General features: G+C 62.0%; 11 protein-coding genes. 9 read left to right on the top strand and 2 right to left on the bottom strand.

Annotation, left to right across the window (positions count from 1 at the left end; all coding sequences use genetic code 11):
• The first annotated feature begins 54 nt into the window (after window positions 1-54).
• The 6 genes from AB7783_RS16280 (at window position 55) to AB7783_RS16255 (ending at window position 6,265) form a co-directional block, all read left to right on the top strand.
• Window positions 55-1,455, top strand: a complete 1,401-nt coding sequence (locus AB7783_RS16280) for an FAD-linked oxidase C-terminal domain-containing protein (RefSeq protein WP_439064700.1) — start codon at window positions 55-57, stop codon at window positions 1,453-1,455.
• Window positions 1,452-2,990, top strand: coding sequence for a sugar ABC transporter ATP-binding protein (locus tag AB7783_RS16275; protein ID WP_441278215.1), 1,539 nt, complete (start codon window positions 1,452-1,454; stop codon window positions 2,988-2,990). The genes AB7783_RS16280 and AB7783_RS16275 overlap by 4 nt, the downstream gene beginning before the upstream one ends.
• Window positions 2,983-3,933, top strand: a complete 951-nt coding sequence (locus AB7783_RS16270) for an ABC transporter permease (protein ID WP_441278214.1) — start codon at window positions 2,983-2,985, stop codon at window positions 3,931-3,933. Before AB7783_RS16275 ends, AB7783_RS16270 begins: the two co-directional genes overlap by 8 nt.
• Window positions 3,930-4,904 carry an ABC transporter permease gene (locus tag AB7783_RS16265; RefSeq protein ID WP_089265507.1) on the top strand — a complete coding sequence of 325 codons (975 nt, stop codon included), beginning with the start codon at window positions 3,930-3,932 and terminating at the stop codon, window positions 4,902-4,904. The genes AB7783_RS16270 and AB7783_RS16265 overlap by 4 nt, the downstream gene beginning before the upstream one ends.
• Before the next feature lie 36 nt (window positions 4,905-4,940).
• Window positions 4,941-5,912, top strand: a complete 972-nt coding sequence (locus tag AB7783_RS16260; protein ID WP_441278213.1) for a sugar ABC transporter substrate-binding protein — start codon at window positions 4,941-4,943, stop codon at window positions 5,910-5,912.
• Window positions 5,913-5,977: 65 nt separating this feature from the next.
• The gene (locus AB7783_RS16255) at window positions 5,978-6,265 is read left to right on the top strand and encodes a YciI family protein (RefSeq protein ID WP_441278212.1); all 288 of its coding nucleotides are present in this window, start codon (window positions 5,978-5,980) and stop codon (window positions 6,263-6,265) included.
• 150 nt (window positions 6,266-6,415) lie between these two features.
• Here the strand turns inward: AB7783_RS16255 and AB7783_RS16250 are convergent, their stop codons facing one another.
• Window positions 6,416-8,053: an isocitrate lyase gene (locus AB7783_RS16250; RefSeq protein WP_120293265.1), complete on the bottom strand. Its 1,638-nt coding sequence runs from the start codon at window positions 8,051-8,053 to the stop codon at window positions 6,416-6,418.
• 147 nt (window positions 8,054-8,200) lie between these two features.
• Between AB7783_RS16250 and AB7783_RS16245 the strand changes: the two genes are divergently transcribed.
• Window positions 8,201-9,640: a helix-turn-helix domain-containing protein gene (locus tag AB7783_RS16245; RefSeq protein WP_320445268.1), complete on the top strand. Its 1,440-nt coding sequence runs from the start codon at window positions 8,201-8,203 to the stop codon at window positions 9,638-9,640.
• 6 nt (window positions 9,641-9,646) lie between these two features.
• Here the strand turns inward: AB7783_RS16245 and AB7783_RS16240 are convergent, their stop codons facing one another.
• A complete protein-coding gene (locus tag AB7783_RS16240) occupies window positions 9,647-11,146 on the bottom strand; it encodes an ATP-binding protein (protein WP_315843361.1) in 1,500 nt (499 codons plus the stop codon).
• Between the two features lie 385 nt (window positions 11,147-11,531).
• On the opposite strand from AB7783_RS16240, the gene AB7783_RS16235 reads away from it, so the two are divergent.
• Both AB7783_RS16235 and AB7783_RS16230 read left to right on the top strand, forming a co-directional pair.
• Window positions 11,532-11,981 carry a (2Fe-2S)-binding protein gene (locus tag AB7783_RS16235; RefSeq protein WP_093756882.1) on the top strand — a complete coding sequence of 150 codons (450 nt, stop codon included), beginning with the start codon at window positions 11,532-11,534 and terminating at the stop codon, window positions 11,979-11,981.
• An 11-nt stretch (window positions 11,982-11,992) separates the two neighbouring features.
• Complete coding sequence (locus AB7783_RS16230; RefSeq protein WP_439059562.1) at window positions 11,993-14,167, top strand: molybdopterin cofactor-binding domain-containing protein; 2,175 nt, start codon at window positions 11,993-11,995, stop codon at window positions 14,165-14,167.
• Window positions 14,168-14,192 lie beyond the last annotated feature (25 nt).

Below are 14,192 nucleotides of genomic sequence, written 5' to 3'. Positions count from 1 at the left end.
AATGCGCATCAAGGGCCGCAGAGCCTGAGCGCTGATATGGAAGGGGAGGATGCTATGGGAGCGCCAGTGAGCGCCGAGACGGCCGTGGTCCGTCTGAACGAGATCATTGGGGCGCGCGCGACGATCGCGCGCGGCGTGCTCGATGATCACGGCCGCAGCGAGGCCTATCACGCCAGTCGTCCACCGGATGTCGTGGTGTTTCCGGAGACCACGCAGGAAGTCGCTGAGATCGTGAAGCTCTGCGGCGAACTAGGCATGCCGGTCGTTCCATTCGGCGCGGGTACTTCACTCGAAGGCAATGCAGCATCGGTGGCTGGCGGCGTCTGTATCGATTTTGCGCGGATGAACCGCGTGCTCCGGGTGCATGACAAGGACCTCGACGTCGTCGTGCAGCCTGGCATCACCCGCAAGCAGCTCAACGCGCATCTGCGCGACACCGGATTGTTCTTTCCGATCGATCCCGGCGCCGATGCGTCGATCGGCGGCATGACCTCGACGCGCGCGTCCGGAACCATGGCCGTCCGCTACGGCACCATGAAGGATAATGTGCTGGCGCTCGAAGTCGTGCTGCCGGATGGGCGGGTGATCCGCACCAGCCAGCGAGCCCGCAAGTCATCGGCCGGTTACGATCTCACCCGGCTGTTCGTCGGCTCCGAAGGCACCCTCGGCGTCATCACTGAAATTACCCTGAAATTGCATCCATGGCCGCAGGCGATCTCGTCCGCTGTCTGCAGTTTCGGGCGGCTCGATCAAGCGATCGATGCCGCGATTGAAGTGATCCAGTCGGGCATTCCGGTCGCGCGGATGGAACTGCTGGATGAAGTCATGATGCGCGGCATAAATGGTTATTCCAAACTTGGCTATCGCGAGGCGCCGACGCTGTTCTTTGAATTCCACGGCACCGAGGCGAGCGTCGCGGAGCAGGCCGAACTGGCGGAGGCGATCGCTGCCGAACATGACGGCCAGGGCTTCCAATGGGCGCGGGCCGCCGAAGACCGGACGAAGCTGTGGCATGCCCGCGACAACACCCTCTATGCGGGTCTCAGCCTGAAGCCGGGCGCCAAGGCCATGATCACGGATGTCTGCGTGCCGATCTCACGGCTGACGGAATGTCTGACTGAAACCCGCCGCGATATCGATGCCAACGGACTGATCGCGCCCGTGGTGGGCCATGTCGGCGACGGGAATTTCCATCTGCTGATCCTGATCGACCAGGATAATGCCGACGAAGTCGCGCGCGCCAAGGCGCTGCATGCGCGGTTGGTGGCGAGGGCGATCGCGATGGAGGGCACCTGCACCGGCGAACACGGCATCGGTACCGGCAAGATTGGATTCCTCCAGGACGAGCTCGGCGACGCCGTCGATATCATGCGTGGCATCAAGGCGTCGATCGATCCGAAAGGCATGATGAACCCCGGCAAGATCTTCTTGCCCAATGCACCGGTGCTGGCATGACGCAACTTGCGCAGTCCAAGGCTGCCGTGTCGATCGTTCAAGCGGCGCCGCCGCTGTTCGAACTGCGCGGCATCTCCAAGGAATTCCCGGGAGTGAAGGCACTCGACGATGTGTCGTTCTCGGTCTGGCCAGGCGAGGTGCATATGCTGCTCGGCGAGAACGGAGCAGGCAAATCGAGCCTGATGAAAGTGCTGTGCGGGGCCTATCGCGCCGATCACGGCTCGTTCCACTACAACGGCGAGACAGTCGAGATCGCGTCGCCAGCCGATGCGCAGAAGCTCGGCATCGCCGTCATCTTCCAGGAATTTTCGCTGGTCCCTTATCTCGACATCGCGCAGAACATCTTCCTTGGACGCGAGCCGGCAGGACGTGTTCCCGGCACGATCGATCGCAAGAAAATTCTGGCCGATGCCAAGCGCGTGCTGGATTCGATTGGATTCGACATCGATCCGGCGATCCGGATCGAGAAGCTGGGCGTCGCCCAGCAGCAGATGGTGGAAATTGCGAAGGCCATCAGCCAGAACGCGCGAATTCTCGTGATGGATGAGCCGACGGCGGCGCTGTCCGATCGCGAGACGGAATTGCTGTTTGCACTGATCGCGCGGCTCAAGGCGGATGGCGTTGCCATCATCTACATCTCGCACCGCATGGCGGAGGTGTTCTCGCTCGGCGACCGCATTACGGTGCTGCGCGATGGGCGCCGTATCGATGAGGTGCAACCCGGGGCCGTGTCATCGGACGATCTGGTCCGGATGATGGTCGGTCGCAGCGTCGATATGAGCTATCCACGGACCTTCGCCCAGGCCCCCGGCAAGGTCATGCTCGAGGTGAAGGGTCTCTCCTCTGCCTCCGGCATTGCGGGCATCGACCTGGTGGTGCGGCAAGGCGAGATCGTCGGGCTGTGCGGGCTGGTCGGCTCGGGGCGCACCGAAGTGGTGCGGGCCATTTTCGGAGCCGACAGGGCGACCGCGGGACAGATCCTGTTCGACGGCCGGGAGAAATCCGGCGGTCCGGACGAAGCAGCCAGACTGGGGCTCGCGCTGATTCCGGAAAGCCGCAAGGCCGAAGGCCTGGCTCTGATCCGCTCCGTCGGAGACAACCTGATCGTTTCCGCGCTACGCAAGATCTTTCCGCGTGGCTTCTTCGATCAGGGGAAATCCAGGCAGGTTGCCAATGATCTGATCCGGCAGTTGAGGATCGCGACCCCATCGGACAAGCAGGCCGTGGGTCTTCTGTCCGGCGGCAACCAGCAGAAGGTCGTCATCGGGAAATGGCTGGCGGCCGGCGCCAAGCTGTTCATTTTCGACGAGCCGACACGCGGCATCGATGTCGGAGCCAAAGCCGAGATCTTCGCGCTCATCGACCGGCTGGTCGCGGATGGTGCCGCTGCGCTGATGATCTCGTCGGAGCAGGCGGAAATCTGCCACGTCTGCGATCGCGCCTATGTCATGTGCGACGGGCGGATCGCGGGTGAATTGGCTCGCCACGAACTGAGTGAGGAAAACATCGTGAAGCTGGGGATGCATCATGCGTGAACAAGCGATGGTATTGAACACCAATCCGCTTCAGCGGATTCCCGGCGTTGCCGTCATGCTGGTGCTGCTATGTGTCATCTTCAGCCTGATGACACCCGGCTTCCTGACGGTGCCGAATATTTCTAACGTGCTCGTCCAATCGACGATCTTGCTGATGCTGGCGCTGCCGATGACGCTGATCATCATGACTGAAGGTCTCGACCTGTCGATGGGCGCCGTCTTGACGCTGACCTCGCTGATCGTCGCCATCGTCGCTTTGGCCACAGGCTCGTTGCTGCTCGGCCTGCTTGCGGCTCTGGTCGTCGGGATCGTGTTCGGGACGATCAACGGCTGGCTGGTGGCCGTTGTCGGCATTCCCCCTTTTGTCGCCACGCTGGGCACACTCGGGATGGCGCAGGGGCTCTCGCTGATCGTCAGCGATGGCCAGAGCGTCGTCGGCATGCCGGCCGCCGTTCGTGGCGTCTATTCCGGGACGCTCGGCGGCGTCCCGCTTCCGATCGTGCTGGGACTGGGAAGCTACCTTGCCTTCCACGGATTGCTCTACCACACGCGTTTCGGGACTTACATTTTCGCGCTCGGCGGCAACCGTGAAGCGCTGAAATTCGCCGGTATCTCGGCACGTCGCTTGCTGATCCTCGTCTACGCGCTCGGCGGCGCCATGGTCGGTCTGGCTGGTCTCCTGATGACCGCGCGCATGAACTCCGGGCATCCGACCGCTGGCCTCGGTCTTGAGTTCGATGCCATTGCAGCGGTTGCCGTCGGCGGCACGTCGTTCGAGCGCGGCAATGGTTGGCTGCTCGGCACCTTGCTCGGCGTGGTCACCGTAGGCGTGTTGCGCAACGGATTGAATCTGCTGGCGCTGCCGTCTTCGATCCAGGTAGCAAGCGTCGGCTTGCTGGTGATTGCAGCATTGTTCGTCGATGGATTGCGGAGCCGATCATGACCGATATCTCAAAGCCGATCACAGGCGGCAGAATGTTGCTTTCCGACGAGATGATCCAGGTGTTCTATCGCCTGCTTGCCGCGTTTCTGATCTGTGCAGCGCTGACCATCCTGACCAACTCGTTCTTCAGTCTCGGCAACATCCTCAACGTCCTGCGCCAGGCGAGTCTGCTGTTCTTCATCGCGTCGGGCCTGACGCTGGTGGTGCTGACAGGCGGCCTCGATCTCTCGATTGGTGCCAATGTCGCTATTTCCGCCTGTATTGCCGGGACGGTGATTCATCAGACCGGCTCGCCGACCTTGGGGGTACTGACAGGCATCGGCGTCGGTGGCGCGGTGGGGATGCTCAACGGCGTGATGGTCACCGCGCTTCGAATCCCATCCTTCATTGCGACCTACGGGATGCTGTGGGTGCTGCACGGCATCACTTACTGGTACATGGGCGGAGAGACCATGCACGGCTTTCCGGCTGGCTTTCGTCAGATCGGCAGCGGCTATTTTCTCGGTCTTCCAATCCCGGTCTATCTGTTGCTGGTTTTCCTCGCCATCGGAACCATTTTCGCGCAGCGCACCACGTGGGGACAAGAAATCTATGCCATCGGCGCCAACCCGGTCGCCGCGCGATTGTCGGGCATTCCCGTCGCTCGCCGACTCCTGCTGGTCTACACAGTGTCGGGCGCAATGGCGGGGCTCGCCTCGATCATCTTTCTTGCGCGACTGAACTCTGCCGAAGCCGACATCGGAGAAAGCCTGACACTCCCGGCGATTGCCGCGGTTCTGATCGGGGGCACCTCGCTGTTCGGCGGCCTTGGAACGGTGTTCGGCACGTTCGTCGGCGCGCTCATTTTGACCCTGGTCCTCAATGGCATGAACCTGTTGTCGGTCAACGCGAGTTGGCAGCCGCTGGTGACCGGCGTCATCGTCATTCTGGCAGTATGGCTAGATATGAAAACACGGCGCCGTGCGGCGTAAGTGTTCGATCTTAAAAACAAAACGGAGGGAACGACTATGAAGAAAGCCTATGGCGCGCTTACTGCACTGCTTCTGACGACATCACTCTCGTCCCACGCGTTCGCTGACGGCGAGACGATCGCGGTGTTTACTAAAAACCAGACCAATCCGTATTTCCAGACCGTTCGAGTCGGGTCCGACGCAGCCGCCAAAGCGATGAAGGCAAAGACGCTGCATTACATCCCGACCAAGCCGGACAGCATTCCGGAGCAGCTCAGCCAGATTGAGGACGTGGTGGTGAAGAAGCCGTCGGCGATCGTCTTCATCCCGGTCGACTACAAGGCGATGGTCCCCGGTGTCGAGAAAATCAATGACGCAAAGATCCCGGTGGTCAACGTGACCGATCGTTCCGCCGGTGGCAAGTTTGTCGCCTTTGTCGGCGCCGATGACTACAGTCTGGGTCTGGAGACCGGGCGCTATCTGCTGAAGACGCTGGGCGGCAAGGGCAACTTTGTGATCATTGAGGGCGTCAAAGGATCCTTGACGAGCATCGACCGCGTCCGCGGCTTCAACGATGCCTTGAAGGAAAACCCGGGGGCCAAGCTGCTTGCGTCGCAGCCGGGCAATTATCAGCGGCTGCAGGCGCTCCAGGTCATGGAGAATCTCATGCAGTCGAATACCCAGATCGACGGCGTATTGGCCGCCAACGACGCAATGGCGATCGGCGCGATCGAGGCGCTCGACGGTGCCAATCGCAAGGCCCAGGTCATCGGCGTCAATGGCACCAAGGAGGCGATCGACGCGATCAAGTCCGGGAAATTGCTGGCGAGCGGCGACTACAATGGCTTCATGCAGGGATGCCTCGGCATGATGATCGCCATTCGTTCGCTGCGCAACGAGCCGGTGATCACTGAGATCGTTCTCAAGCCAACGGTGATCGGCAAGGAGAACTATCAGCCCTACGACGTGCCACTGGAATCGCGGACCTGTCCGAGCTGGGACGAGGCTGCGAAGCTCGGTACCAAATAACATCTATTGCCATCAGGACGTCCGCCGCAGGTCGGCGGCCGTCTTCTGCCTTTCAGGAGCTATGCATGCTGTTTGCCATCCATGCCGTCGATCATGCCGGCGCGCTCGACAAGCGTTTGTCTCACTACGAGGCCCACAAGGCCTTTTTGTCCGACACCTCGGCCTATGACGTGACGATCGTCATGTCCGGCCCGCTGACAGCCGATGACGGCCAGACCATGATTGGCAGTCTGTTTCTCGTCGAGGCCGCCGACCGCGCGGCGGTTGAGAAATTTCATCATGCCGATCCGTTCTTTGCCGCCGGCATCTGGCAAGCGGTCACGATCACTGGCTTCCTGCGCCGACAGGGTTAAGCGCAACGCCTTCCGGGGCTTTTATGGCGGCCCGCCATCCGGATAGCCTGTTGGTGAGACAGTCGTTCGGCGTTTGAACGCCGACAACGAAATCAGCCTGGGATCTGACAAGATCCCAGGCTGATTTTATGATGAGCTGAACCGTAACGATTAGCCGAACTGGTTCATCGTGTTGTGCGCGCCGCCCGCCTTCAGGGCCGCCTCACCGGCGAAGTATTCCTTGTGCTCGTCGCCGATGTCCGAACCTGCCATGTTCTGATGCTTCGCGCAGGCGATGCCTTGACGGATTTCCGCGCGCTGGACGTTCTTGACGTAGCCCAGCATGCCCTGTTCGCCAAAATACTCCTTGGCGAGGTTGTCGGTGGACAGCGCAGCCGTGTGATAGGTCGGCAGCGTGATCAGGTGATGGAAGATGCCGGCACGCTTGGCTGAATCAGCCTGGAATGTCCGGATGAGCTCGTCGGCTTCGACCGCCAGCGGCGTGCTGTCGTACTCCACCTTCATCAGTTCGGCACGGTTGTACTTGCTGACATCCTTGCCGGCTTCCTTCATCGCGTCATAGACCTGCCAACGGAAGTTGAGCGTCCAGTTGAACGACGGCGAGTTGTTGTAGGCCAGCTTCGCATTCGGGATCACCTCACGAACGCGATCGACCATCTTGGCGATCTGCTCGATGTTCGGCTTCTCGGTTTCGATCCACAAAAGGTCGGCGCCGTTCTGTAGCGAAGTGATGCAGTCGAGCACGCAGCGGTCCTGACCCGTGCCTTCGCGGAACTGGTACAGGTTGCTGGCCAGACGCTTCGGGCGCATCAGCTTTCCATTACGCGTAATGACGACGTCGCCGTTGCCGATCTTTGAAGCATCGATTTCTTCGCAATCAAGGAAGCTGTTGTACTGGTCGCCGATGTCACCCGGCTTGTGGCTGACAGCGATCTGCTGCGTCAGGCCAGCGCCGAGCGAGTCGGTGCGGGTGACGATGATGCCGTCTTCGACGCCCATTTCGAGGAAGGCGTGACGGCAGGCGCGGATCTTCGCGAGGAAGACTTCATGCGGCACGGTGACCTTGCCGTCCTGATGGCCGCACTGCTTCTCGTCCGAAACCTGATTCTCGATCTGCAGGGCGCAGGCACCAGCCTCGATCATCTTCTTGGCGAGCAGATAGGTTGCTTCCGCATTGCCGAAGCCGGCATCGATATCGGCGATGACGGGAACGACGTGGGTCTGGAAGTTGTCGATCTTGTTGATCAGTTCTTCTTCCTTTGCCTTGTCGCCAGCCTTGCGAGCGGCGTCGAGGCTGCGGAAGATGTCGTTGAGCTCGCGCGAGTCAGCCTGACGCAGGAAGGTGTAGAGCTCCTCGATCAGAGCCGGGACCGAAGTCTTCTCGTGCATCGACTGATCCGGCAGCGGGCCGAATTCCGAGCGCAGCGCCGCGATCATCCAGCCCGAGAGGTACAGGTAGGTGCGGTCGGTGGTGCCGAAATGCTTCTTGACCGAGATCAGCTTCTGCTGCGCGATAAAGCCATGCCAGCAGCCGAGCGACTGGGTGTACTTGGTGGTGTCTGCATCATAGGCGGCCATGTCGGCACGCATCAGCGATGCCGTGTAGCGTGCAACGTCGAGACCAGTCTTGAAGCGGTTCTGCAGGCGCATGCGTGCGACCGCTTCGGCGGTCACGCCGTTCCAGGTGTCCTTGGTCTTGAGCAGCGCCGACGCCGCCTCGACTTCGCTCCGATAGGAGCCGGTGCCGAGGATGGTCTGGTTGCTGATCCCGCGCGGCTGGAAGTTCATGGTCTTGATCCCTTTGGCTGACGAAAAACCTGTCCTTGGTTGTAAGCGCGGGATTGTCAGCCGCTAGACGGAACGCAGATAACTTGTCATACTTTACAAATATCGCGTGTAAGTCTGTAAGGTAATTACAAAATATTGGAGTGCGCAATGGCCGCCTCGGCAGGTCGATCGGTGTTCATGGGACCGCGAATCCGGCGGCTTCGGCGCGATTTGGGTCTGACTCAGGCCGATATGGCGGCCGATCTCGAGATTTCCGCGCCTTACGTCGCGCTGCTGGAGCGCAACCAGCGGCCGATGACGGCGGACATGCTGCTGCGCCTGGCGCGCACCTACACCATCGATCTGGCCGATCTCGCCGGCGATGGCGGCGCCGACAATACGGCGCGGATGCAGTCGATCCTGAAAGAGCCGATGTTTTCGGACATCGATATCCCCGCGCTCGAAATCAGCGATCTCGCGGTGAGCTATCCCGGCATGGCCGAGGCGTTCCTGCGCCTCTACACCGCCTATCGCGAGGAGCAGCTCGCGCTGGCGGATCGGCGCGCACCGGCGCTCACCGGTGGCGCGTCGTCTTCGGATAGCGAGGGCTATGATGCCAACGATCCCGTGGCCGAGGTCAGGCGGTTTCTGGCAGCTCGCCGCAACAATTTCGCTGTGATCGACGACGTGGCCGAACGTCTTGTGCAGGCGACGTCGGGGCCGAGCGGTTTCGTCGAGCGTCTCAAGACCCGGCATAAGCTGCAAGTGCGCTATCTACCGCCAGACGTCATGCTCGGCTCGGTCAGGCGACTGGATCTGCATCGCAAGCAATTGCTACTTGAGGATTCGCTCGATACCGCAAGCCTCCATTTCCAGTTGGCGCAGCAACTCGCCTATCTCGAAATGGAAAACGAGATCGGCACCGCGCTCGAAGACGGCCAGTTCACCACCAAGAGCGCTGAACTGCTGGCGCGCCGGGCGCTCGCGGGTTACGCCGCTGCGGCGCTGATCATGCCCTATGCGGCTTTCGCGCGCGCCGCCGAGACCCGTCGCTACGATCTCGAAGCACTGGCGCGCCAATTCGGTGCCAGCTTCGAACAGACCGCGCATCGCATCACGACCTTGCAGCGGCCGGGCGCCGAGAAAGTCCCGTTCTTCCTGATCCGCGTCGACCCCGCTGGCAACATCTCAAAGCTGCTCGACGGCGCCGGCTTTCCATTTGCCAAGCACGGCGGCGCGTGCCCGCTGTGGTCAGTGCATGACGTTTTCAAAACGCCGCGCCAGATCGTGACGCAATGGCTGGAATTGCCGGACGGACAGCGCTTCTTCTCGATTGCCCGTACCGTCACCGCCGGCGGTGGTGCTTACGGTGCACAACGTGTCGAGCGCGCCATCGCGATCGGTTGCGCGGCCGAATATGCGGGTCAGTTGATCTACACACGCGACGCGGCGGCGCCGCGCGCCGATGCGCCCACGCCGATCGGCGTCGCATGCCGTGTCTGTCATCGTCCAAGATGTGCTGCGCGCTCGGCGCTTCCGATCGGGCGCGAGTTGTTGCCCGATGATTTCAGGACGCTGAACGTTCCGTTTGGATTCTCGGCGGACTGAAACGGCTCAGGCCTGCTCGGCCGCAGCTTCCTCGGCATTGGGATCGCCGGGTGCCGTCGCCCAGGCCAGTTCGACGAGTGTCACGATGCGCCGACCGGCGCCATCGAGCTGACAGACGATAAGGCCTTGCTCCTCGATATAGTTGAGCAGGCGCTGTGCGCGGCGTAGCGAATGCGAGCCGTAGGCGCGGGCGATCGCGGCATTGCTCGGGCAGGGCCAGCCTTCCTTGGCGGCGCGGGCGATCATCATGAAAACGCCCTGCATATCCTCCGGCAGAATCGAGGCGCGGACCGAGACGTCTTGCCAGCCGTCATCGTTGGTCATGTCGGAGCCGAGCCCGGCGCGGGCGCGTGTCAGCATGCGGCGGAAGTCGTCGAGGTCCGGCACGGCGGCACCGAGGCCCTCGATGCGGCAGCGGACCACGAATTCCTGATAGAGCACGCCGACCACCCGGAAGCCTGCATCGGGCTCCGCCATCAGGGCCTGCAACACGCGGTCGACGCGCATGCGCCGCTCCGCCAGTTCCTCGGCGCTGATCGGCGTCTCCGCCACGTCCGGCCGAATTTCCAGCGCTGCGGACTTCGCCGCCATGAGCTGGCCAAGCAGATCCGGCGATGACGGTGCGCGGCGCTGCGGCCGGACCGGCTCCGGCGGGGGCGCTGCGAGAATCGTGGCGCGGACGTCGTCGAGTGTCGCTTCCGGCAGCGGCATCAGGCGTGGGGTCGCATTGCGCGGACTTGTTTCGGTGACGCCGATGCGCAGGCCCAGCGGACGACGGGAGAGGGCGGGACCCAGCGCCATGAACTGGCCACGCTCGAGGTCGCGGAAGGATTCGGCCTGCCGTCGCTCCATGCCGAGAAGATCGGCGGCGCGTGCCATATCGATGTCGAGGAAGGTGCGACCCATCAGGAAATTCGACGCTTCGGCCGCGACGTTCTTGGCGAGCTTCGCCAGTCGCTGTGTCGCGATGACGCCGGCAAGGCCGCGTTTGCGGCCGCGGCACATCAGGTTGGTCATGGCGCCGAGCGATAGCTTGCGGGCTTCGTCGGACACCTCGCCGGCAACGGCCGGGGCGAACAGCTGTGCCTCGTCCACCACCACGAGCATCGGATACCAATGGTCGCGAGGCGCGTCGAACAGCCCGCCCAGAAAGGCGGCGGCGCGGCGCATTTGATTCTCGGCATCCAGCCCTTCGAGATTGAGCACTGTGGAGACGCGGTGCATGCGCGCGCGCTCGCCGGCGACCTGCAACCCGCGTTCGGTATGCGCCTCGGCATCGATCACCAGATGACCGAATCGCTCCGCCAGCGAGACGAAATCGCCTTCAGGGTCGATAATGGTTTGTTGCACCCAAGGGGCGCTCTGTTCGAGCAGCCGGCGCAGCAGATGCGATTTTCCGGAACCCGAATTGCCCTGTACGAGCAGACGCGTCGCCAGCAGTTCCTCAAGGTCCAGAGCCGCCGGGGCGCCTGACGTCGTATGCCCCATCTCGATCGCAACGGTCATGTCTCGACTCAGGTCTCCTTGTAGAGAGGGCTTACCAACCCGGCCACAGCGCGTCGAGCGGCGCACGGCTATCATCCCGTGTTCCGCGCAACTCTCACCAAGTAAATCGCGACAGCGAATCGGCGATGTTCTGCACACGGCGGTGCCCGGTTTTGCCAATGGCAATCTCAGGCGGTTTCCTTGCATGATCGCATTGTGTTCGACCCGCGGTGATAGAGCGTCAGCAAACAGAAAATCCCGCGTGACGTAACTGTGACGTCCGCAAGGCAGGGACATCGCTGGAATCTTCGGGCGCCGCAGTCACCAAACATTTGATTTGGAATTCTTCCAGTTTCAGGGGAGGGTCACTGCAACGGCGATATGCGCCACGACCCGGGGAAATGCGATGGCAAGCCTCACGATCAATGGACGGACCTACGAGATCGATGCAGAACCGGACACGCCGTTGCTATGGGCGATCCGCGAAAATGCCGGGCTGACAGGGACAAAATACGGATGTGGCGTCGCCCAATGCGGCGCCTGCACCGTTCATGTCGATGGCCAGCAGGTCCGTTCCTGCAGCATGGCGCTCAGTGAGGCGATCGGAAAGCAGATCACGACGATCGAGGGCCTTGCGTCCGAGGGGGCCGTGCACAAGGTGCAGCAGGCCTGGATCGATCATGATGTGCCGCAATGTGGTTACTGCCAGAGCGGCATGATCATGGCAGTTGCAGCGCTGCTGGAGACAGTGCCGCAGCCGACCGATGAGGATATCGACCTCGCCATCACCAATATCTGCCGTTGCGGCACGTTCCAGCAGGTCCGTGAAGCGATTCACGCCGCTGCAAGCGCTTGAGGAAGATGGTCATGGGTCATGCTCCGCAACTCAATCGCCGTTCGTTTGTCCTGGGAACTGCTGCTATCGGCAGTGGCCTCGCGCTCGGTATTCCCTTTGGCGGGCCGACCGCAGTCTATGCGGCCGATGGTACGCCTGAGGTCAATGCCTGGGTGGTGATCCGGCCTGATGAGACCGTTGTCGTGCGTATCGCGCGGTCCGAGATGGGGCAGGGAACGCTCACGGGTCTGGCGCAATTGGTCGCAGAAGAACTTGAATGCGACTGGTCCAAGGTGACGACGGAATATCCTACGCCCGGGCAAAGTGTCGCACGCAAGCGCGTCTGGGGGGACTTTTCCACCGGCGGCAGCCGCGGCGTTCGCACTTCGCATGATTACGTCCGCAAAGGCGGCGCGGCTGCGCGCCTGATGCTGATCCAGGCGGCAGCCGATGAGTGGGCCGCGCCCGTGTCGGAATGTGCCACCAGCAAGGGCGTCATCACCCATGTCCCGTCGGGGCGCACCATCACTTACGGCAAGGTCGCGGAAGCGGCTGCTAAGCTGCAGCCGCCGACCGACGTCAAGCTGAAGGATCCCAAGGACTGGACCATCGCCGGCAAACCGCTGAAGCGGCTCGATACGGTCGAGAAAACCAACGGCAAGATGGTCTACGGCGCCGATATCAAGCTGCCGGGAATGCTCAATGCCGCGATCAAGGATTGCCCGGTGTTCGGCGGCACGCTGAAGAGCTTCGACGACAGCAAGATCCTTGGCATGAAAGGCGTCAAGAAGGTCGTGCGCGTCGGCGAAAGTGCCGTGGCTGTGGTCGCCGATACGTGGTGGCACGCCAAGTCGGCGCTGGAGGCGATGCCGGTCGTCTGGGACGATGGCAAGAACGCCAGCGTGTCCAGCGAGTCCATCGGCAAGTGGCTGCAGGAAGGCCTGGACGCTGCGCAGCCCGCTTTTGTCGGCAACAAGGCTGGCGATGTCAAAGCAGCGTTGGCGGGTGCTGCGAAGACGGTGGAAGCGGTCTACGCCTATCCCTATCAGAACCACGCCACCATGGAGCCGATGAACGCGACGGTGCTCTATACGGCGGAGAAGTGCGAGGTCTGGACCGGGACGCAGAACGGCGAAGCCGTGTTTGCGGCCGCAGTCGAAGCGTCAGGCCTGCCGAGCGACAAATGCGAGGTCTACAAGATCATGCCGGGCGGCGGCTTCGGTCGGCGCGGCATGACCGATTACGTCCGTCAGGCGGTGGCCATCGCCAAGCAGATGCCCGGCACGCCGATCAAGCTGATGTGGTCGCGCGAAGAAGATATGCTGCACGGCCGCTATCATCCGATTACGCAGAGCAAGCTGGTCGGCGCCTTCGATGCCGATAACAATCTGATCGGTTTGCACATGCGGATCTCAGGCCAGTCGATCCTGGCCAGTGTGCGTCCCGAGGGTATGCAGAACGGGATGGATCCCGTCACTTTCCAGGGTCTGAATGCCAGCGGTGAGGCAGCGATCGGCTACACCATTCCGAATTTGCTGATCGACCATTCCATGCGCAATCCGCATGTGCCGCCGGGCTTCTGGCGCGGCGTCAACGTCAACCAGAATGCGATCTATCTCGAAAGCTTCATGGACGAACTCGCGCATTCGGTCGGTCAGGACCCGCTCGAATTCCGTCGCAAGCTGATGACCAAGCATCCGAAGCATCTCGCGGTGCTCAATGCCGTCGCAGAGAGGATCGGCTGGACGACGCCGGCGCCGCAAGGCGTGTTCCGCGGCATCTGCCAGCATATGGGCTTCGGCAGTTATGTGGCGGCTGCAACGGAAATTTCGGTGACGGGCGGCAACAAGATCAAGATCCATCGCATCGTTGCCGCCACGGATCCTGGCTATGCAGTGAACCCTTGGCAAATCGATCGCCAGATCGCCGGCTCGTTCGTCTACGGCCTCTCGGCGCTGTTCTATGGCGAATGCACCGTGAAGGGTGGCCGCATCGAGCAGGAGAACTTCGACACCTATCAGTCGATGACCATGAAGGAGATGCCGAAGGTCGAGTCGATCCTGATGCCATCGGGCGGCTTCTGGGGCGGCGTCGGTGAGCCGACGATCTGCGTTGCGGCGCCGGCCGTGCTGAATGCCTATTTTGCTGCGACCGGCAAGCGCATCCGTTCCGTGCCGCTGAAGAATCACGACATCATCTTTGCGTAACCGACGCGTCGCCATGCTTGCTGCC

The organism is Tardiphaga sp. 172_B4_N1_3 (assembly GCF_052076035.1).
Classification (GTDB): Bacteria; Pseudomonadota; Alphaproteobacteria; order Rhizobiales; family Xanthobacteraceae; genus Tardiphaga; species Tardiphaga robiniae.
Note: the sequence above shows the minus strand (reverse complement) of the source record. Positions and strands in the feature narration are given on the sequence as shown.

Coding starts and splice junctions, on each gene's coding strand:
- AB7783_RS16250 (WP_120293265.1), bottom strand. CDS start 8,053: ATGAACTTCCAGCCGCGCGGGATCAGCAACCAGACCATCCTCGGCACC.
- AB7783_RS16260 (WP_441278213.1), top strand. CDS start 4,941: ATGAAGAAAGCCTATGGCGCGCTTACTGCACTGCTTCTGACGACATCA.
- AB7783_RS16270 (WP_441278214.1), top strand. CDS start 2,983: ATGCGTGAACAAGCGATGGTATTGAACACCAATCCGCTTCAGCGGATT.
- AB7783_RS16255 (WP_441278212.1), top strand. CDS start 5,978: ATGCTGTTTGCCATCCATGCCGTCGATCATGCCGGCGCGCTCGACAAG.
- AB7783_RS16230 (WP_439059562.1), top strand. CDS start 11,993: ATGGGTCATGCTCCGCAACTCAATCGCCGTTCGTTTGTCCTGGGAACT.
- AB7783_RS16240 (WP_315843361.1), bottom strand. CDS start 11,146: ATGACCGTTGCGATCGAGATGGGGCATACGACGTCAGGCGCCCCGGCG.
- AB7783_RS16275 (WP_441278215.1), top strand. CDS start 1,452: ATGACGCAACTTGCGCAGTCCAAGGCTGCCGTGTCGATCGTTCAAGCG.
- AB7783_RS16280 (WP_439064700.1), top strand. CDS start 55: ATGGGAGCGCCAGTGAGCGCCGAGACGGCCGTGGTCCGTCTGAACGAG.
- AB7783_RS16245 (WP_320445268.1), top strand. CDS start 8,201: ATGGCCGCCTCGGCAGGTCGATCGGTGTTCATGGGACCGCGAATCCGG.
- AB7783_RS16235 (WP_093756882.1), top strand. CDS start 11,532: ATGGCAAGCCTCACGATCAATGGACGGACCTACGAGATCGATGCAGAA.
- AB7783_RS16265 (WP_089265507.1), top strand. CDS start 3,930: ATGACCGATATCTCAAAGCCGATCACAGGCGGCAGAATGTTGCTTTCC.